The sequence below is a fragment of the Thermus tengchongensis genome (assembly GCF_021462405.1).
In the GTDB taxonomy this organism is placed as follows: Bacteria; Deinococcota; Deinococci; order Deinococcales; family Thermaceae; genus Thermus; species Thermus tengchongensis.
Genome location: NZ_JAKEDU010000001.1, coordinates 25,449 through 44,617, shown reverse-complemented (window position 1 = coordinate 44,617; position 19,169 = coordinate 25,449). Strand labels below are relative to the sequence as shown.

Here is a 19,169-nt window from a genome sequence, read left to right as displayed (position 1 = left end):
ATGCGCCCTATCCCCATCGGGTTTGAGGCCACGTTCGAAACCGTGGTCACCGAGGCGATGACCGTGGACTTCGAGGAGCTCGGCCCCGTGCACCCGGTCTACGCCACCTACTGGATGGCCAAGCACATGGAGTTGGCCGGGCGCAAGATCATCCTTCCCTTTTTGGAGGAAGGGGAGGAGGGGATCGGCAGCTACGTGGAGGTGCGCCACCTGGCCTCGGCCCTGCCGGGGATGCGGGTGCGGATCGTGGCCCGGCACGAGGGCACCGAGGGAAACCGGGTGCACGCCAGCATGGTGGCCTACAACGAGCTGGGGGACCTGATCGGCCGGGGGCGCACGGAGCAGGTGATCCTGCCCAAGGCCAAGGTGGCGGAGATCTTCGCCCGGCTTAGGGAGCGCTGGAGGGCCGGGGAGTAGGGCCTGCGGGGCGTTGCCCTTCAAGGATGGGCGGTGCCTCGGGGTGGGGTCGCAAAGGGTTTTTCCGCATCCCAATAGGGGCCGTGGAGGTCGTTGCAATGGGATACCTCCCAAGGCTGGGGGAGAGGTGCCGGTTTGGTCTGTAAGGCCCTTGTAAGGGGGGAGGGCTACTGTGAGAGGTGGGAGGTGATCTGCGGCATGCTTAGGGCTATTTGGACCTTAGGCCTTCTCCTTTCCCTCCTCCTTTCGGCATGCGGAGGCTCGGGGGGTTCTGGTGGAGGGAACGCTGGGGCTTGCGGTGACCTTCGGCTCGCAGGGGTAGAGCCCAGCAACCCGGATCTTTACCAGGGCCAAACGCTCCTTCTTACCCTGGCTTTGGTTTCCGAGAGGGGGTTCCAGGGGGAGGTGGAGTTGAGTGTGCTCCAGGGACAGCAGCCTCCCTCCTGGCTGCGCTTGAGTCCGACAAGGACAACCCTTCAAATACCGCCAAGGGGTCGCGTAGAAAAGGTCGTTACCCTATCGGTGGCACCCGATGCTCCCTTAGGGACCGTGAGCCTCAAGGTGGGAGTGAGGTGCGGCGGAGCAACTTCCTCCCCTGAGCTTGAGGTTTCCCTGCAGGCCAACCTACGGGCTCCCATGTACACCTTTGCCTTTGACAACAACGCCAACAGCCAGGCGTTTGCAGCGTTGCCCAATGCCGTTCCCATTCGCGGCTTCCTCCGGGTGGAAGGTGGTCCTCCCCCCGGGGAGGTCCGGCTTGAGTATCGCTTTTCCACCTGGGATGGAAATCGGCTCGTGCCCTCCACGGACTGGCAGGATGGTGGCGCGTTTGCGCTGACCCCGGACCAAGGCGGGTACCAGGCCTCTGCTGAGGTGGCGGGGCTCTGGCCCAGGGGTTTGGACTTTGCCGTGCTTTCCCAGAGGGCGTATGTGACGTTCCGGGCGCGGGTGGGGGCGAACGTTTTGGGTAATAGCAATCCCTACAGCATAAGGCGCGTGGATCCCTTGTGGCTCCAAGTCTTCCCCGAGCCCAGCGTTTTCTGGGAGGGGGCGGCCAACCAGGGGATGGTGTGCGCCGTGGGGGGGACTTACGGGGCCGATCGCGATCCCCTGGCCTGGTGCCTGCGAAAGGACGGAACTCCCTTGTGGTGGGTGCGGGAATCGGGTACGGCGGCGTGGGGCTTTATCGCTTCCACCCTAGACCCCGCAGGGAACCTCTACTTGGCAGCCACCCCAGGGGGTTACGGTCCCTCTCAGGTTAAGGCCTACCGGGACGGGGCCCCCACGGGATTCTCCCTCCAAGCCCGCGGGTTGGTCACGGCCCTGGCCGCGGACGGCCAGAACCTCTACGTGGGGGGCGGCCTCTACCGAACAGACCTTTGCGGCGGTAGCAAAGAGGGGTTTAGGGCCTTCGTGGACCGGTACGACATGAGGGGGAGCCTCCAGGCTTCCTACCAGGCCACCGCCGAGCAAGCAGGGGAGGACAGCGCTTGCCAGGATTCAGATGCTAATGTGGCCCTGAACTCCGCCCCCGCGGGGATGCGCCTCGTGGGAGACCGCCTCTACGTGCTCCTTTCCAGGCAGCAAAAAGCGTGGTTTGAGACCGAGATCAGAGACGGTCGCCCGACGGAAGTTTTCCACGTGAGCGGAGCGGCAACCGTGCTCCGCCTGCGGGGTTCTGACCTGGGCCTCGCCTGGTTTTGGAAGGGCGATCACACGCCATCCGGTTGGTATTTCTATTGGGGTAGTCCCTCCTCCTGCCGTTTGACCACCCCCTGCCGCGCTCTAGCCTACGCAGCCAGGGCCTTTGATGTGGATGAGGGGGCGCAGCGGCTGGCATTTAAGTCGTGGTATTGGTGGTCCGTCCCCTTCCTGAATACGGAAACGGGCCAGCCGCTCGCACCCCCGCCAAACTCGGCGCACTTGAACAACCTGAACACTTACTTTTTTGCGGCCTTTGTGGACGGAGGGGTGGTGAACGCCGACTGGCGAAATGAGGGGGGCAGGCTACTTCTCCAAGTGGGCGCTCCTGAGGAAAGCCCCCCGCAGTCGTGGGGGCAGGACGGGCTTAGCAGGCGGAGAACCGTGGTCCTGGGCCAGACCGGGACCTCGGCGGATGATGTAGAGTTTATCCTGCGTCATGGAAACGAGCTGTATGTGGGCGGACAGCTAGATGGGAAAGGCTTCCTGGCTAGACTCCGCTAGGTCCAGGGGAGGGGTGGTACCGTGTAGAAGCGACGGGTTAAGTACCCGCACGCAAAGGTTGCCCCACTGGCCAAGGCCAAAGCGGCGTGCTCATGGCCTCTTTGGGGCCCCCGTCGTGGCGCAAGCCACGACGGGGTGCTCAGGTACGGGCATACCTCGCTGGCGGAGGGGATCTGCTCAGAGTCCTTCCTCAGGCTCTATCTCCCCTCTAACCAGGAAGACGATTGCTCTACCCTCTACTGCTCCGGCGACGGTTTCGTCACGGGCGCAGTCTGGATCTTGACCCCCCACCCGGGGAAGCCTTCGGCATAAGGAGGGGCCACTACCTCAAGCTACAGCCCCGGCTCCCATCGGAAATCCCTCGGCCCCCGATGGGCCCAGGCAAAGACCACGGGCAAGCCCCATCGGCAAGGGCCGATGGGGCAGCCTTCGGGCATGGGCACTTAGGGCCGCACCGAACCAGAAATCCGAAGATCGAAAACCTCTGCCCGGTAGCGAATGGTGGCCTCCTGGTTGCTTATGGCAGTCCCAGAGATTCTGGCCCCGACGAAAAAGGTTCCGCTGCGTATGGCCGCCAACTGGCTTTCCGTCAATGAAGCTTGTCCTTCAGTGCACACCTGCCCATTGCTAAGGCCAGCGATGTCTCTGGTGCCCTGGGCTACTTTGTTGGATTCCTGGAAAAGAGTTGCATCATTCCCTCCGAGATAGGCAGCGTAGGAAAGATCCCCGCTGAAGGATGCCCCCGGTGTCAGCGAGGTGAAGCACACTTTGAAGTTCAGGGTAGCCCCAGCAACGGTCACCCGTGGGTCCGGGTCCCAGGTTACCTGCACTGGGCCCACCGTCTTGGGGTTGGGGCTGATGCCACCCGCGCCCACCTGGAAGGTACCTTCCGCCTCCAAGTACTGCACCACGTTGATGGTGTAGTTGAAGGGGATGCTGCACGCAGCGAGAAGCGCGGCCAAAATCGCAAGCCTCACCATCCTTTGCATGACCAACCTCCTTTGGGGTATCTACCCCATCTTTGAGGCTACCGGGGCGTCCTTACATATCCCTTAACTCCCCAAGCAAGAGGGGGGCTCGCTGGCTTGCGCCTCTAATCACGAGCATCTTTGTCTCCTTGGCTATGCGCTACCCCTAGCAGCGTCTTTCTTCCGTAAGGGCCAAAGCCCCGTGCAGCACCAAACCCAGCCGGAACAGGCGCTGGGCTCCTATGCGGCTCGCCAACCCGGCCACGGGCAGGTACGCCAAGGCCGCGCCCAGAAGGCCCAGGGACACCGCTCCCTGGGCCGCTTCTGGCCCCACGTGGTGGACGCGGGCCAGGAGGGGGAGGGCAGGGGCCAGGCTGCTTTCGCTCACCGTGCCCAAAAGCACGCCGGAAAGGAGGGCCAGCAGGCGGGGGTCCACGGGGACAGCCTACCCCGCGGGCGGTGTAGGGAGAAAAGCGGTGTAGCCTTCGGAAGACTACACCTTTCCATGCTTCCATGCTCTGGGAAAAACTCAGAGGGTGAACACGCGTGTGTACCTTCTCTCGGAGGCCCGGGGGCTTTCCCGGGACCTTTTGGGCGGTAAAGGGTACGGGCTTGCGGAGATGGCCCAAGCCGGGCTCCCTGTTCCCCCGGCCCTCATCATCACCACGGAAGCCTGCCGCCGCTTCCTCAGGGAGGGGGCGGTGCCGGGGCTGTGGGAGGAGGTCAGGGCCAAGCTTTCGGCCCTCGAGGGCCTAACGGGCAAGCGCTTCGGCCACGGGGAGGGGGCTACCCCTCCCCTCCTTGTTTCCGTGCGCAGCGGGGCCCCGGTGTCCATGCCCGGCATGATGGACACCATCCTGAACTTGGGCCTGAACCTCGAGGGGGTCCAGGCCCTCGCCCGGGCCACGGGCAACCCCCGCTTTGCCTGGGACGCCTTCCGCCGCCTCCTCGCCATGTACGGGGAGGTGGTCTTGGGGGAGAAGGCGGAGGTCTTTGAGGAGAAGCTTTCCGCCCTCAAGGAGCGCCGGGGGGTGGCCTCCGATGCCGAGCTTTCCCCCGAGGACCTGGAAGAACTCAGCTTCCAGTACCTGCGCCACCTCGAGGCCCGGGGCACCCCCTTTCCCATGGATCCCTGGGACCAGCTCCAAGGGGCCATCCTGGCGGTCTTCCGCAGCTGGCAAAACCCCAGGGCCAGGACCTACCGCCGCATTTACGGCATCCCCGAGGACCTGGGGACGGCGGTGGTGGTCCAGGCCATGGTCTTCGGCAACCTGGGGGAGGACTCCGGCACAGGGGTGGGCTTTACCCGCAACCCGGCCACGGGGGAAAGGGGGCTTTACGGGGAGTACCTGAGGAACGCCCAAGGGGAGGACGTGGTGGCGGGCATCCGCACCCCAGAGCCCCTGGAGCGCCTTCTGGACTATGCTCCCGAACTCTACCGGGAGCTGCAGGAAGTGGCCGCCCTTCTGGAGCGCCACTTCCGGGACATGCAGGATTTCGAGTTCACCGTGGAGCGGGGGAAGCTTTACCTGCTCCAAACCCGCTCGGGCAAGCGCACCGCCCAGGCGGCGGTGAAAATCGCGGTGGAGATGGCCAAGGAGGGGCTCATCACCCGGGAGGAAGCCGTCTTGCGGGTAGAGGCCAACGCCCTCCCCGGCCTCCTCCGGCCCGCGGTGGACCGGGACCGGGCCCCTGAGCCCATCCTTAAGGGGCTTCCCGCCAGCCCGGGGGCCGCCGTGGGCCATGCGGTCTTCAGCAACGAGGCCGCGGAGCGCTTCAACGCCCAAGGCCTGCCCACCATCCTGGTCCGCCCCGAGACCACCCCCGAGGACATCACCGGCATGTACCTGTCCCGGGGCATTCTGACTGCCAGGGGCGGCCTCACCTCCCACGCGGCCGTGGTGGCCCGGGGCCTGGGGGTGCCCGCGGTGGTGGGGGCCGAGGCCCTTAGGGTGTACCCCGAGGAGGGGAGGGCCCAGGTGGGGGGCTTGGAGTTCAAGGAGGGGGAGGTCCTCACCATCGACGGCAGCACCGGGGAGGTGTACCTGGGGGCGGTGGCCTTGGTGGAGTCCGCAGGCGAGGCCCTTTTGCAGGAGCTCCTGGCTTGGGCCGAGCCGCACCGCCGCCTGGGGGTGAGGGCCAACGCCGACACCCCCGAGGACGCCCAGAGGGCCCGGGGCTTCGGCGCGGAGGGCATCGGGCTTTGCCGCACCGAACACATGTTCTTCCATGAGGAGCGCATCCCCTGGGTGCGCCGCCTGATCCTGGCCCGCACGCCCGAGGAGGAGGCGGAGGCCTTGGAGAGGCTCTTCGCTTTCCAGAAGCAAGACTTCAAGGAGATCCTCAAGGCCATGGACGGCCTGCCCGTCACCGTGCGCCTTTTGGACCCGCCCCTGCACGAGTTCCTGCCCCCCTTGCCGGACCTCGAGGGGAAGGCCCGCGCCGGGGACGAGGAGGCCCAAGCCCTTTTGGAGAGGGCCAAAGCCCTCCACGAGCAGAACCCCATGCTGGGCTTCCGCGGTGTGCGGCTCCTCCTCCTGCGCCCGGCCATCTTCCGCATGCAGCTAAGGGCGCTTCTGGAGGCGGCCAAGGAGCTTAAGGAGGAGGGCTTTGACCCCCGCCCCGAGGTGATGGTGCCCCTGGTGGCCGACCCCAAGGAGGTGGAACGGGCCAAGGCCCTGGCCGAGGAACTCTTCCAGGAGTACGGCCCCATCCCCTTCGGCACCATGATCGAAACCCCGCGGGCGGCGCTTCTGGCGGCGGAGATCGCCCCCCTGGTGGACTTCTTCAGCTTCGGCACCAACGACCTCACCCAGATGGCCTTTGGCCTGTCCCGGGACGACGCCGGGAAGTTCCTCCCCCGCTACGTGGAGGAGGGCCTTTTCCCCTTTGACCCCACGGAGCGTCTGGACGAAAAGGGGGTGGGGAGGCTGCTTCGGCTGGCGGTGGAGGAGGGCAGGCGGGCCAACCCCAGGCTGAAGCTCGGCCTTTGCGGGGAGCATGGAGGGGAGGCCAGGAGCGTGCAGTTCGTGGCCGACCTCCTGGACTACACCTCGGCAAGCCCCTTCCGGGTGCTTACCGCCCGCCTGGCCGCGGCCCAGGCGGGGATGCGGGCCTCGAGGACGGTTCCGGGCTAGGGCCCCGAGCCCCAGGGGAGGGGTTGCGCCGCGACCTGCCAGCGTGTAGCCTCTAGGCGTACTCCGGAGGTGAACCATGCGTTGGCTGGTCGTGGTCGTTGGACTGGGGATGGCCCTGGCGCAAAAGCCCCAGGTGCTCATCGGTACCGGCGGCGTAGGCGGCGTTTACTTCTATTACGGCACCGCGGTGGCGGAGATCCTCAACAAAGCGGGGGTAGTCCAGGCCCAGGCCATGCAGTCCGGGGGCTCCATCGAGAACCTCATGCTCCTGCGGGACCGCACGGACCCGGCAAGGGGGGTGTACTACTGCGGCACCGTGCTCCCGGACGCGGCCCTCATGGCCTACCAGGGGGAAGAGCGCTTCCAGGGCAGGCCCGCTCCCCTGCGCATCCTCTTTACCATGTACCCCAACTACTTTCACGTGGTGACCACGGAGGACAGCGGCATCCGGGTCCTTCAGGACCTGCGGGGCAAACGGGTGTCCACGGAGGTGGCGGGGGGCATCATCGAGTATGAGGCCCGGACCCTGATGGCCGCGGCCATCCCCGGGTTTGACCCCAGGCTTCACTTTGCCAAGTGGGAGCGGGTACGGGTAGCCGAGAGCGCCCAGATGCTTTCCGAGGGCAATCTGGATGCTTTCTTCTGGTCCGGGGGTTTGCCCACGGGGAGCATCCTGGAGCTCGCAGGTAGCCTGGCCCGCAAGGGAAAGCGGCTTTTCCTTGTGCCCTTGCCGAAGGAGAGCACCCCGGTGCAGGTGCTTATGCGGCGTTTTCCCGGCGTGGTGGACACCGGGGTTATCCCCAAGGGCGTCTACAACACCCGGTACGACACCCCCACCCTCACCTTCTGGAACGCCTTCGTTTGCCCGGCGAGCCTTCCGGAGGAGGTGGCCTACGCCATGGTCAAGGCGGTCTTTGAAAACTTGCAGGGCTTGTATGCCGCCGTGGCCCCGGCCCGGGACACCACCTTGGAAAATGCGGTGCGCTCCCGCGGGGGCAAGGTGCCCTACCACGAGGGGGCGGTCCGTTACTTCCGGGAGCGGGGAGTGTGGCGCTAAAAGGCCCGGATCTCCACCCCGGCTTCCTCCAGGGCCTTCCTTACCGCCTGGGCCACCTCGGGCCCCCGGGGGTTATCCCCGTGGATGCAGAGGGTTTCTGCCCGGACCTCCACTTCCCCTCCGTCCAGGGCCTCCACCCGGCCTTCCAGGACCATCCTCAGGGCCCTGCGGGCGGCCTCTTGGGGATCGGTGATCCAGCTTCCTGGCAGGGAGCGGGGGGCGAGCTGGCCGCTTCGCAGGTAGGCCCTTTCGGGGAAGGCCTCGAGGACCACCCTCAGGCCCGCCCGTCTGGCCTCCTCCTCGTACACCGTGCCGGGGAGGACCACCAGGGGCACCTCGGGGTCAAAGGCCTTCACCGCCTCGGCGATGGCCCGCGCCGTTTCCCGGTCGCGGCAGGCCTTGAGGTAAAGCGCCCCGTGGGGCTTCACGTGGTGGAGCCTTAGGCCCTCCGCCTTGAGGAAGGCGTGGAGGGCCCCGATCTGGTAAAGCACGTCCGCGTACACCTCCTCAGGGGCAAGGGCCATCTCCCGGCGGCCAAAGCCCACCAGGTCGGGAAAGCCCGGGTGGGCTCCCACCGCCACCCCGTAGGCCTTGGCCAGGGCCACCGCCTCCCGCATCCGGCCTGGGCTTCCCCCGTGGAAGCCAGAGGCCAGGTTGACCGAGGTCACCAGGGGAAAGATCTCCCGGTCATGGCCGTAGGTAAAGACCCCGTAGGACTCTCCGGCATCGGCGTTGAGGTCTATTCGCATGGAGCACCTCCTGGTTCACAGGATAAACCTTGCCTCCTGCTCCCCGTAGAACAGGTGGAGTTCGGCCATGCCCTCGGGAACAAAGCGGTTTCCGATGCGCACCAGGGGCACGTCGTGGCCCGGGAAGATGCGGGGATGCTTTAGGACCCGCAGGCGGCTCCTCAGGGCTTCCTCGGGGTCCACGCAAGGGAGGGCTGGTGGCCCCTCGAGGTCGAAGCGGCTTTTGACCGCATCGCTTACCAGGGCACCGGCACCCTGGACCTCGAGGCCCAAAAGCCCTGGCGTGTGCCCTGGAAGGTGGAGGAGCCGTAGGCCCGGGAGAAGCTCCCCCTCCTCCCGCACCGCCCTGAGCCGCAGGCGTTCCAGAAGGGGTAGGAGGACGTAGAGGCAAGCGGGGTCACGGCGGGGGTTTTGCGCCACTCTTTCCGCGTGGTCCAACTCCCGTTCATGGACCACCACCTCCGCCTGGGGGAAAAGGTCCACGTTGGCCGCGTGGTCGAAGTGCAGGTGGCTCAAGACCACCACCTCCACGGCCTCGAGGGGGACGCCCAAGGCGGAAAGGCGTTGCCCTAGCCCCTCCCGTTCGCCAAAGCCCAGCGTGTCGTAAAGGATCGTTTTGGAAGCCAGGACGAGGTAGGCACTGGAAAGCCCCAGGTAGCCCCGGTGGCTTCGCCCGGGGAACCCGCTCCAGACGGGAAGGATGCGCACCTTATCCCCCCGTCATGGTCCGGGGAAGCCAGGTGGCCAGCTCCGGGAAGGCCAGGAGGAGGACCACCATAAAGAGGAGCACTCCCATGAAGGGCAGGGTGTAGCGGGCGATCTGGAAGAGGTCCTCCCCGGTGAGGGACTGGATGACGAAGAGGTTGAAGCCCACGGGCGGCGTGATCTGGGCCAGCTCCACCATGATCACCAGGTAGACCCCGAACCACAAGGGGTCCACCCCGATGGCCTTCACCACCGGCAGGATGACGCTGATGGTGAGGACCACGATGGAGATGCCATCCAAAAACCAGCCCAGCACGATGTAGACCAGGCTCAAGAAGACGATGAGGAGCACCGGGGTGATCCCCGCCTCCACGGCCCAAGCGGCCAGGGCCCGGGGGATGCCGGTGAAGCCCATGGCCAGGGTGAGCACCCCCGCCCCCGCCAGGATGAGGCCGATCATGCTGGTCGTGCGCACCGCCCCCAGGAGGCTTTCCTGGAACATGGGGAAGGAAAGCTCCCGGTTCAAAGCGGCGAGGAGCAAAGCCCCCACTACCCCGACCGCTGCGGCCTCTGTGGGGGTGGCCACCCCCAGGTAGATGGAGCCCAGGACCAAAAGGATGAGAAGGAGAACGGGCAGGACGCCGAAAAGCCCCTTCAGGATTTCCCCCAAGGGCCGCTTGGGTTCCTGGGGGAGTTCCCTTCGCCGCGCCAGGGCCAGAAGGCCCAGGAGGAGCATGAAGAGGAGGGTGAGGACCACTCCCGGCACCACGCCCGCCATGAAGAGCCGGGCCACCGAAACCTCGGCCATGACCCCGTAGACGATCATGACCACGCTGGGGGGGATGAGGAAGCCCAGGGTACCCGCCCCCGCCAAGGATCCCAGGGCTAGGGGCTTAGGGTAACCCCGCCTTAGGAGCTCGGGCAGGGTGAAGCGGCCCACGGTGGCGGTGGTGGCGGCGGAGGAGCCGATGACCGCAGCGAAGAGGGCGCTGGCCACCACGTTCACGTGGAGAAGCCCCCCAGGAAGCCGGGCGAGGAGGGGGCTAAGCCCCTGGAAAAGCCCCTGGGCGAGCCGGGAGCGGTAGAGGACCTCCCCCATCCAGATGAAGAGGGGCAAGGCCGCCAGGCTCCAGCCCGAGGTGCTGGTCCAAAGGGCGCTGGCCAGGTTGGGGCCAGGGGGGGCGGAGGTGAAGAAGGCCAGGGCGAAAAGCCCCACCAGGAGGAGGGCCAGGCCCACGTAAACCCCAAGGCCCAACAGCAAGAAGAGCAAGAGGACGAGAAAAAGCCCCACCTCCAGAAGGCTCATCCCTCCACCCCCTTGAGAAGCCGGACCCAAGCCTCCAACAGGGCTAAGGCGAAGAAGCTGAGGCCCAGGGCCAGGAAGCTTTGGGGCAGCCAAAGGGGAAGGGGCAGGAGCCCAGGGGCCAGGTCGCCGTAGCGGTAGCTTTCCCCCACCCGGAGCCACATCTGCAAGGAGGCGTAGAGGGCCCCCAGGAGGCCTAGGCCCAGGCTAAGGGCTTCGGCCAGGCGTCTAGCCTTCGGGGGAAGCCGCTTCAGAAGAAGCCCTACCCGGATGTGCCCCCCGGCCCGCAGGGTGGGGGCGAGGCCTAAGAAGATGAGCCCGGCGGTGGCAAACCCCGCCACCTCCAAGGCGGAGGGCACCACGAGGCCCAGGTACCGCCCCACCACCTGGGCCAGGATGACGAGGAGGATGAAGAGGCCCATGAGGGCGGCCAGGAACTCCGCCAGGCGGAAGGCCGCCCCCAGAACCCTTTCCAGCAGGCTCATCGCCCCAGGTACTGGCGGTAGACCTTGACCCCCGTGGCCCCCACCTGCCGCTGCCACTCCAGGATCATGGTCTGGCCCACCTTCTTCAGGTCGGCCATGAGGGCAGAGGAGGGCTTGACCACCTGCATGCCCCTAGCAGCGAGGGTCTGGATGGCCTTTTCCTCCTGCTCCTGGCTCAGGCGCCAGCCCCGCTCCTCCGCCCGCCGGGCAGCCTGCAGAAGGGCCTCCCGGTCCTGGGGCGAGAGGCTTTCAAAGGCCCGGCGTCCGATCACCACCATGTTCTTGGGGATCCAGGCCTTGAGGTCGTAGAAGTAGCGGGCGAAGTCCCAGGCTTGGCTGTCCACCCCGGTGACCGGGGAGGTGATCATGGCCTCCACGATGCCGGTGGCGAAGGCCTGGGGGATGTCCGCCGCCTCCACCTGCACGGGTTGCATGCCGAGGAGTTCCGCCAGGCGGGCGGTGGCGGGGTTGTAGGCCCTAAAGCGCATTCCCTTGAGGTCCTGGGCGGTGTTCACCGGCCGTTTGGTGTAAAGCCCCTGGGGCGGCCAGGGCACGGCGTAAAGGAAGACCACGCCCCTTTGGGCCAGCCACTTCTCCACTTCCGGGCGCTGGGCCTGATAGAGCCTCCTGGCCTCCTCATAGCTTGTGGCCACGAAGGGGATGGAGTCCAGGTTGAAGAGGGGGTTCTCGTTGGCCAGGAGGGACATGAGGACCTCCCCCATTTGGACCTGGCCGTTCCTCACCGCGGGCAGGATCTGGGGGTGGGGGAAGAGGGAGCCCCCGGGGTGGACGGTGATCTTGAGCCGGCCCCCTGTGGCCTCCTCCACCTCCTTGGCGAACTGCAGGATGTTTTGCGTGTGGAAGTTGGCCGGCGGGTAGGGAGTGGCCATGTTCCAGGTCTGGGCCTGGGCTACGGATAGGAGAAGGAGGAACCCTAAAAGGCTTTGCCGCATGAGCATTCACCTCCCTGCATCATCTTACCGCTTGGGCACCCGGTCCACGAACTCGTTGGTGTAGGTGCGCTTCAGGTCGATCCGGGCCTTGGCCACGTTGGGGTCAAAGGCGGAGAGGACGGTGAGGGGCCTTAAGGGCGCGGTGTCGCTGAAGCGGCCCGTGGGGGAGAAGGACTCCAGGGAGTTGCGGAGGACTTTCAGGTAAAGAGCCCTATCCCCCAGGAAGTATTCCTCGGGCAAGACGGCGGCGATTTCCTCTGGGCTTTTGCCCTGCATCCAGCGGAGGCCGCGTACCATGGCGTTCACCAGGCGCTGGGCGGTGTCTGGGTTCCGCTCCAGCCAGGCCCGGGTGGTGTAGAGGACCGCCGCCGGGTACTCCCCGCCCAGGACCTCCCGGGTGCCCTTGGTGGAGCGGGTGTCCGCCAGCACCTTGATGAGGCCCCTTTCCTCCAGGAGGGTGATGGCGGGCTCCACGTTGGAAAGGACGTCCACCTGCCGGTTCTGCACCGCGGCCACCGCCTGGGCCCCCACGGACACCCCGATCACGGAGACATCCGTGGGCCTGAGGCCGTTTTTCACCAGCAGGTAGTTGAGGAAGAAGTGGGTGGAGCTGCCTGGGGCGGTAACCCCCACCCTCCGCCCTTTAAGGTCCGCCACGCTCCTCACCTGGTCCGCCAGATCGGAGCGTACCCCCAGGACGATGGCGGGGTAGCGGCCCACCTGGACGAAGGCCACGATGTCCCGGCCTTGGGCCTGCATCTGGATGGTGTGGTCGTAGAAGCCCATGACCACCTCCACGCTCCCCCCCACCAGGGCCTGGAGGGCCCTCGAGCCCGCCTGGAGGTCCTGGATGACCACGTCCAGCCCCTCGTCCTTGAAGTACCCCAGGCGCTCCACCACGGTGAGGGGCAGGTAGACCACCGCGGTCTTACCCCCCACCCCCAGGACCACGCGCTTTTGCGCCAGGCCGAAGGCCACAAGCAGAACCAAAAGCCACACGCCGATGCGCTTCATGCCTCACCTCCCTCCGCCCGGGGGCGCCAGACGAGAAGCCGCCTCTCCACCTGGCCCACCAGGGCGTCCAAGACCAGCACGAAGACCATGAGGACCACCATCCCGGCGAAAACCCCGGTGGTGTCGAAGACCCCTTCCGCTTGGGCGATGAGGTAGCCCAGGCCCGCGGCGCTCCCCAGGTACTCCCCCACCACCGCCCCGATGACGGCGAAGCCGATGGAGGTGCGCAAGGAGCTGAAGATCCAGCTGGCGGCGGCGGGCAGGTAGACGTGGCGGAGGAGATGCCCCTGCCTTGCCCCAAGGAGCCTGGCGTTTTGCAACACCACGGGGCTCACCTCCTTCACCCCCTGGTAGGTGTTGAAGAAGGCCACGAAGAAGACCAGGGTGATGCCCAGGGCCACCTTGGAAAGGATACCGAGGCCGAACCAAAGGGTGAAGATGGGGGCCAGGACCACCCGGGGGATGGCGTTTAGGGCCTTGATGTAGGGGTCCAGGACCGCCGCCACCGTAGGGGCCAGGGCCAGCCAAAGCCCCAGGACCACCCCAAGAAGGGTGCCGAAGAGGAAGGCCAATAGCATCTCCAGCGTGGTCACATAGAGGTGGGGGTAAACCTCGCCGGTGCTGAACCACCGCCAGATCCTCTGGCCGATGTCCGAGGGCTTGGAGAAGAAGAAGGGGTCGATGCGGCCTGTGCTTGAGGCCCACTCCCACCAGGCGAGGAAGGAGAGGAGGAGGCCCAGTTGCCAAAGCCGTAGCCTAAGCCCCCGCATGGGCCCGCATCACCTCCCCTCGCAAGAGCTCCCAAATTTCCCGGTGAAGCCGCAAGAACTCCGGGGTGAGCCGGATCTCAGCCACATCCCGGGGCCTCGGCAGGGGGATGGGGAAGTCCCCGATGACCCGGGACTGGGGCCCGGCGGACATCACCACCACCCGGTCGGCCAGGGCGATGGCCTCCTCCAGGTCGTGGGTCACGAAGAGTACGGTTTTCCGGTCCTCCTGCCAGAGCCTGAGGAGCTCGTTTTCCATGAGCTGCCGCGTCTGCACGTCCAGGGCGGAAAAGGGTTCGTCCATGAGGAGGAGCCTGGGGTTGGCGATGAGCACCTGGGCCAGGCCCACCCGCTTGCGCATCCCGCCGGAAAGCTGGTGGGGATAGTGGCGGGGAAACCGCCCCAGCCCCACCTTCTCCAGCCAGGCCTGCGCCCTTTCCCGCGCCTCCTTCCAGGGGGTGCCGCGGAAGACCAGGGGCAAGGCCACGTTGTCCAAGGCGGTCTTCCAGGGCAGGATGGCGTCCTGCTGGAAGAGGTAGCCCGCCACGGGGTTGAGCCCCTTGAGGGGTCGCCCTTCCAGGAGCACCTCCCCTTGGCTAGGTGCAAGGAGGCCCGCTGCCACGTTCAAAAGGGTGCTCTTGCCGCAGCCCGTGGGGCCCACCAGGCTCACGAACTCCCCTGGGGCCAGGCGGAGGCTTACCCCCTCCACGGCCACGTAGGCGCCGAAGGCCACGGAGACCTGCTTAAACTCCAGGAAGCTCATGCGTAGTACTCGGGGTTGGGCTTGATGCCCAGGGCGTTGAGCAGGCGGTTGGTGAAGTTGAACATGGCTGCCACCTCCGCCGCCTCGAGGATGGCCTCGTCGGAAAGACCCGCTTCCCTAAGGGGGACGAGGTCCTCCTCGGTCATGGCGTGGTGCTGGTGCGTGACCTTGAGGGCAAACTCCACCAGGGCCCGCATCCTTTGGGGCATCTCCGCCCGGCGGGGGTTGGCGGCCAAAACCTCTGGAAGCACCCCATCCCCGGTGAGGTCCTTAAGGTAGCGCTTGTGGCTGGCCACGCAGTACTCGCAGCGGTTTTCCCCGCTGATGGCCACGGCCATGGCCTCCCGCTCCTCCCGGCTGAGGAGGCCCTCCCCCCGCATGAGGGCGTCGTAGTAGCGGAACCAGAGGAGGAAGCGGGGGCTCAGGGCGAAGGCCCGGGCCACGTTGGGCACGAACCCTGTTTTCTCCCGGAAGCGGGCGAAAAGCTCCCGCACCCCTTCGGGGAGCGCCTCTTCCTCAGGCACCTTCAGCCAGGAGATCACCATACCGCCACCGCCCGCACAGGCCCCCCGGAGGCCCCCCGGTGTTTGGGGGCTCCCACGAAGATGAGGGCCCCAGCAGGAGGCACCTGGGCCAGGTTGGCCAGGTTTTCCAGCCCGTACTTGCCCGCCCCCAGCAGGATGAGGTGGGCCTTGAAGTCCTTGGAGGGGCCAAAGTCCAGGGAGAGGGTGTCCACCCCCACTCCCACGATCTCCCGCTCCCGCACCAAAAACTCCGCCGCCTCCGGGGAGAAGCCGGGGAAGTGCAGGGTACCCGAGGCGTCCTGGTTCAAGAAGGCCTTCGGGTCCTTCCAGCGGGCCTCCCAGCCGGAGTGCATGGCCACGAGGGCTCCCTTGGGCAGGCGGCCGTGCTGACGTTCGTAGGCCAGGAGGTCATCCACGGTCACCTGGGCATCGGGGTTGCGGGCCGCCTTCTCGTGGATGTGGATCACCGCCAAGGGGGCGATGAGGGTTTCCACGGGGAGCTTTTCCGCGGTGAGCCCCCCTTCCGCGAAGTGGGCGGGGGCGTCCATGTGGGTCCCCGAGTGCTCCCAGAGGTCCAGGCGGTTGCCGTAGTAGCCGTTTTGCCGCACCGTGACCAGGGTGGTGATGCGCATGGGCTCCGCCCCGGGGAAGAGGGGGACCTCGGGGGAGAGCTCGTGGGTGAGGTCCACCGCCCGGCTGAAGGCCTTGCCCGGCACCTGGGCCTGGGCCATAGCCCGGCCTGCAAGAAGCCCGAGGCCTGCCCCCAACAAGGCCCTGCGGGAGATCTGCTTGGCCACTGCCTCCATCACCAGAGGGGCGCACATGGTTTCCTCCTCTTGTAGGGGCACGTTATCACGAGCCTGCAAAGGTATGCAAGACCCTAGCGCCGGGGGTCCAGGCGGTCCCGGAGGCCGTCCCCCAGGAGGTTGAAGCCCAGTACAGCCAGGGAGAGGGCCGCACCCGGCACCAGGGCGGGGTAGGGGGAAAGGGGCAGGAAGCTCTGCGCCTCGCGGAGCATCCGGCCGAGGCTGGGCGCCGGGGGTTGGACCCCAAGGCCCAGGTAGGAGAGGGCGGCCTCGGCCAGGAGGGCGGCGGCGAAGGCCAGGCTGGCCTGGACCAGGAGGGGCCCCAGGAGGTTAGGGAAGAGGTGGCGGCGGATGACCCACCCCGGGGTGGCCCCCAGGGCCAGGGCCGCTTCCACAAAGGGGGTGGCCTTCAGGGCCATGGCCCCGGCCCGGGCCACCCGGAAGAAGGCGGGGACCATGGAAAGCCCCACGGCCAGCATGCTGCTCAGGACCCCAGGCCCCATGAGGGCGGCGAAGAGGAGGGCTAGGAGGAGGCCGGGAAGGGCGTAGAGGGCTTCCATGAGGAGGCTTAGGGCCCCGTCCCAGTACCGCCCCAGGTAGCCGGCCACGAGGCCCAGGGTTACGCCCAGGGAGAAGCCCACCCCTACGGCGATGCTCCCTACCGAAAGGGCGTTTCTGGCCCCGTGGAGGAGCCGGGCCAGGAGGTCCCGGCCCAAGGGATCGGTGCCCAAGGGATGGGCGGGGGAAGGGGGGGCGAGGCGGCGGAGGAAGTCGGGGGCGTTGGGGTCCACGGGATAGAGGAAGGAGGCCAGGGCCAGGAGGAGGAAGAGGCCCACCAAGAGGCTTCCCAGGAGGAGGCTTGGGCTACGCATACGCCACCCGCGGGTCCAGGAGGCCGTAGAGGAGGTCCACCAGGAGGTTGAAGAGGACGATGAGGGCGGCCATCACCAGCACCAGGCCCTGGAGAAGAGGGTAGTCGCGGGCCTCGAGGGCCGTGAGGGCCAGGCTTCCCATGCCCGGCAGGGCGAAGACCACCTCCACCACCACCGCCCCGGTGAGGAGGAACCCTCCCTCCAAGCCCAACACGGTGATCAGGGGAAGGCTTGCGGGCTTGAGGGCGTGCTTGACCAGCACCCAAGCCTCGGGGACCCCCTTGGCCCGGGCGGTGCGGATGTAGTCCTGGCCCATCACCTCCAGGAGGCTTCCCCGGGCCATGCGGAAGAGGATGGCCGCCCGGGAAAGGGCCAGGGTGAGGGCGGGGAGGAGGAGGTGGCGGAGGGCCTCCCGTGGTTCCCCAAACCCTGGGAAGCCGCTGGCGGGAAGAAGGGGCAGGTGCACCGCCAAGGCGTAGAGGAGGACCACCCCCAGGAAGAAGGTGGGCACGGATTGCAAGAAGGCCATAAGGCCGCTCAGGGCCAGGTCCCACAGGGGGAACCTAAGGGCTAGAAGGGCCAAGGGTAGGGCGAGAAGAAGGGCGCCGCCGAGCCCCAGGAGGACGAGGCCTAGGGTGAGGGGAAGCCTTTCGCCCAGGAGTTCGCCCACGGGCTTGCCGTAGCGGATGGACTCTCCCAGGTCGAAGCGAAGGATGCGGGTGAGCCAGTCCACGTAGCGTTCCCAGGGGGGCTTGTCCAGGCCGAGGGCGCGCTCCAGGGCCTCTCGGGCAGCGGGCGAGGCCTCGAGGCCCAGGATGGCCTGCACCGGGTCCCCGGGGAGGAGGAGGAGGGCGGCGAAGACCAAGCTAGAGGCCAGCCACAGGGTGGCCAGGGCCAGGAAGAGCCGCCTGAGGAGAAACCCTCGCATCTAGCGGCCCAGGTACACCCGGGTCACGTTGAGGCTGGGGGTGGGCTGGTTGGGCCACCAGCCCATGACCTCCCTGCGCATGGCGGCGATGTAGGGGGCGTTCATCACCCAGACGTTCACCGCCTCCTGGGCCAGGAGGCGTTGCATCTCCTTCATGAGCTCGCAGGCCCGCTTGGGGTCCGGGGTACGGAGGTACTGGGCGTAAAGGGCCCGGAAACGGGGGGAGTCGTAGCGGAAGTAGTAGCCCGGGTTGGCGTAGATGCCGATGTCGTTGGGCTCGGAGTGGCCGATGATGGTCATCTGGTAGTCCGCCCCCCGGAAGACCCTAGAGAGCCAGGTGGCCCACTCCACCACCTCCAGCCGGGCTTGGACCCCGATCTGGGCGAGCTGGGCGGCGATGGCCTCGCCAAGCCGCCTCTCGTAGGGGTAGGGGGCGGCCAGGGTGAAGGTGAAGCGCAAGGGGTTATTGGGTCCGTAGCCGGCCTCTTGCAAAAGGGCCCGGGCCCGGGCAGGGTCGTAGGGGTAGTAGCCGGAGAGATCCTCGTAGCAACTTTCCCCTGGGGAGCGGTGGCTGCCGATAGGGGTGCCGAAGCCCAGCATCACCCCTTCCACCAGGGCCTTTTTGTCCACGGCATGCTGGATGGCCCGCCGCACCCGGAGGTCGTTGAAGGGGGGGCGGCTGTTGTTCATGCCCACGGTGATCTCCGTGGTGGTGAAGCCCGTCACCACCTTGAAGTTGGGGTCGCGCTGCAAGACCAGGGCGTTTTCCGGGCTCACCCCCAGGCCGATCACCTGGATGTCCCCCGCCCGCAAGGCGGCCAGCTGGGCGTTTGCATCCGGCAGGAAGCGGAAGAAGACCCGGTCCAGGTAGGGGAGGCCGGGCTCGTAGTAGCCCTCAAAACGCTCCAGCCGCACCCCCACCCCCCGTTCCCAGGCCACGAAGCGGAAGGGCCCGGTGCCGATGGGTTGGGTCTTTTGCTCCTCTACCCGGCCCTTGGGGCCGATCACCGAGTCGGGGCGGGCCAGGTTGAAGAGGAAGTCCTGGTTGGGCTGGCGCAGGCGGAAGACCACGGTGTAGGGGTCCTTGGCCTCCACGCTTTGGATGTCCTGGTAGTACTCGGGGTGGGTGTGGCCGGACTTGGGATCCCGGGCCCGGTTGAACTTAAAGACCACGTCCTCGGCGGTGAAAGGGGCACCGTTGTGGAAGCGCACCCCCCGGCGCAGGTAAAAGGTCCAGGTGAGGCTGGAAGGGCTTCCCTGCCAGCGCTCCGCCAGGGCGGGGACGATCTCCCCCTTTTCGTTGAACTTCACCAACCCCTGGAGGACGTTGTCGTAGAGCATGCGGGGGATCTCCTGGCTGGTGGAGGCGCTGGGGTCCAGGACCGGGGGCTCGGCCAGGACGGCCACCCTGAGCTCCCCGCCCCGGGTCTGGGCCAGGGCAGGGGCAAAGGCCAAGAGGAGGGTTAGAATCCACCGCTTACCCATGGGAACCTCCTGATCTTCACCATACCAAAAC

The 19,169-nt window shown here is 66.9% G+C and carries 18 protein-coding genes and 1 pseudogene; 4 read left to right on the top strand and 15 right to left on the bottom strand.

Annotated elements, in window-relative coordinates:
- Together L1087_RS00235 and L1087_RS00230 are read left to right on the top strand one after the other, a co-directional pair.
- Positions 1-417 (top strand): thioesterase family protein, encoded by a 417-nt coding sequence (locus L1087_RS00235; protein WP_038042628.1) that lies wholly within the window; start codon positions 1-3, stop codon positions 415-417.
- A gap of 636 nt (positions 418-1,053) precedes the next feature.
- On the top strand, positions 1,054-2,622 hold the full coding sequence (locus L1087_RS00230; RefSeq protein ID WP_234557103.1) for a hypothetical protein: 1,569 nt from the start codon (positions 1,054-1,056) through the stop codon (positions 2,620-2,622).
- Between the two features lie 443 nt (positions 2,623-3,065).
- Here the strand turns inward: L1087_RS00230 and L1087_RS00225 are convergent, their stop codons facing one another.
- Both L1087_RS00225 and L1087_RS00220 read right to left on the bottom strand, forming a co-directional pair.
- Positions 3,066-3,611, bottom strand: coding sequence for a hypothetical protein (locus L1087_RS00225; RefSeq protein ID WP_234557101.1), 546 nt, complete (start codon positions 3,609-3,611; stop codon positions 3,066-3,068).
- A 166-nt stretch (positions 3,612-3,777) separates the two neighbouring features.
- A pseudogene (locus tag L1087_RS00220) lies at positions 3,778-4,026 on the bottom strand (MFS transporter); the annotation flags it as partial.
- A 100-nt stretch (positions 4,027-4,126) separates the two neighbouring features.
- Here L1087_RS00220 and ppdK point away from each other — a divergent pair.
- Together ppdK and L1087_RS00210 are read left to right on the top strand one after the other, a co-directional pair.
- A complete protein-coding gene (gene ppdK, locus L1087_RS00215) occupies positions 4,127-6,727 on the top strand; it encodes a pyruvate, phosphate dikinase (protein ID WP_234557099.1) in 2,601 nt (866 codons plus the stop codon).
- 76 nt (positions 6,728-6,803) lie between these two features.
- Positions 6,804-7,784, top strand: coding sequence for a TAXI family TRAP transporter solute-binding subunit (locus tag L1087_RS00210; protein ID WP_234557097.1), 981 nt, complete (start codon positions 6,804-6,806; stop codon positions 7,782-7,784).
- On the opposite strand, the gene L1087_RS00205 is transcribed toward L1087_RS00210, so the two are convergent.
- Genes L1087_RS00205 through L1087_RS00145 form a run of 13 tightly spaced genes read right to left on the bottom strand, consistent with a single transcriptional unit; the run spans position 7,781 to position 19,138 of the window.
- On the bottom strand, positions 7,781-8,533 hold the full coding sequence (locus L1087_RS00205) for a LamB/YcsF family protein (protein WP_234557095.1): 753 nt from the start codon (positions 8,531-8,533) through the stop codon (positions 7,781-7,783). The two genes, L1087_RS00210 and L1087_RS00205, sit on opposite strands and share 4 nt — an antisense overlap.
- A 15-nt stretch (positions 8,534-8,548) precedes the next feature.
- Complete coding sequence (locus L1087_RS00200) at positions 8,549-9,241, bottom strand: MBL fold metallo-hydrolase (RefSeq protein ID WP_130842651.1); 693 nt, start codon at positions 9,239-9,241, stop codon at positions 8,549-8,551.
- A gap of 1 nt (position 9,242) precedes the next feature.
- Positions 9,243-10,544 (bottom strand): TRAP transporter large permease, encoded by a 1,302-nt coding sequence (locus L1087_RS00195; RefSeq protein ID WP_234557094.1) that lies wholly within the window; start codon positions 10,542-10,544, stop codon positions 9,243-9,245.
- Positions 10,541-11,026, bottom strand: coding sequence for a TRAP transporter small permease (locus L1087_RS00190; protein ID WP_038042614.1), 486 nt, complete (start codon positions 11,024-11,026; stop codon positions 10,541-10,543). The genes L1087_RS00195 and L1087_RS00190 overlap by 4 nt, the downstream gene beginning before the upstream one ends.
- On the bottom strand, positions 11,023-11,979 hold the full coding sequence (locus tag L1087_RS00185; RefSeq protein ID WP_135260526.1) for a TRAP transporter substrate-binding protein: 957 nt from the start codon (positions 11,977-11,979) through the stop codon (positions 11,023-11,025). The genes L1087_RS00190 and L1087_RS00185 overlap by 4 nt, the downstream gene beginning before the upstream one ends.
- A gap of 24 nt (positions 11,980-12,003) precedes the next feature.
- Complete coding sequence (locus tag L1087_RS00180; protein WP_234557092.1) at positions 12,004-12,993, bottom strand: ABC transporter substrate-binding protein; 990 nt, start codon at positions 12,991-12,993, stop codon at positions 12,004-12,006.
- Positions 12,990-13,763: an ABC transporter permease gene (locus L1087_RS00175; RefSeq protein ID WP_234557091.1), complete on the bottom strand. Its 774-nt coding sequence runs from the start codon at positions 13,761-13,763 to the stop codon at positions 12,990-12,992. Before L1087_RS00175 ends, L1087_RS00180 begins: the two co-directional genes overlap by 4 nt.
- A complete protein-coding gene (locus L1087_RS00170; protein ID WP_234557090.1) occupies positions 13,750-14,523 on the bottom strand; it encodes an ABC transporter ATP-binding protein in 774 nt (257 codons plus the stop codon). Before L1087_RS00170 ends, L1087_RS00175 begins: the two co-directional genes overlap by 14 nt.
- On the bottom strand, positions 14,520-15,068 hold the full coding sequence (locus L1087_RS00165; RefSeq protein WP_135260503.1) for a peroxidase-related enzyme: 549 nt from the start codon (positions 15,066-15,068) through the stop codon (positions 14,520-14,522). Before L1087_RS00165 ends, L1087_RS00170 begins: the two co-directional genes overlap by 4 nt.
- Complete coding sequence (locus tag L1087_RS00160; RefSeq protein WP_135260504.1) at positions 15,062-15,871, bottom strand: cyclase family protein; 810 nt, start codon at positions 15,869-15,871, stop codon at positions 15,062-15,064. The genes L1087_RS00165 and L1087_RS00160 overlap by 7 nt, the downstream gene beginning before the upstream one ends.
- A 56-nt stretch (positions 15,872-15,927) precedes the next feature.
- Positions 15,928-16,725: an ABC transporter permease gene (locus tag L1087_RS00155; RefSeq protein ID WP_135260505.1), complete on the bottom strand. Its 798-nt coding sequence runs from the start codon at positions 16,723-16,725 to the stop codon at positions 15,928-15,930.
- On the bottom strand, positions 16,718-17,653 hold the full coding sequence (locus L1087_RS00150; RefSeq protein ID WP_234557089.1) for an ABC transporter permease: 936 nt from the start codon (positions 17,651-17,653) through the stop codon (positions 16,718-16,720). Before L1087_RS00150 ends, L1087_RS00155 begins: the two co-directional genes overlap by 8 nt.
- A complete protein-coding gene (locus L1087_RS00145) occupies positions 17,654-19,138 on the bottom strand; it encodes an ABC transporter substrate-binding protein (RefSeq protein ID WP_234557088.1) in 1,485 nt (494 codons plus the stop codon).
- Between the last annotated feature and the right edge of the window lie 31 nt (positions 19,139-19,169).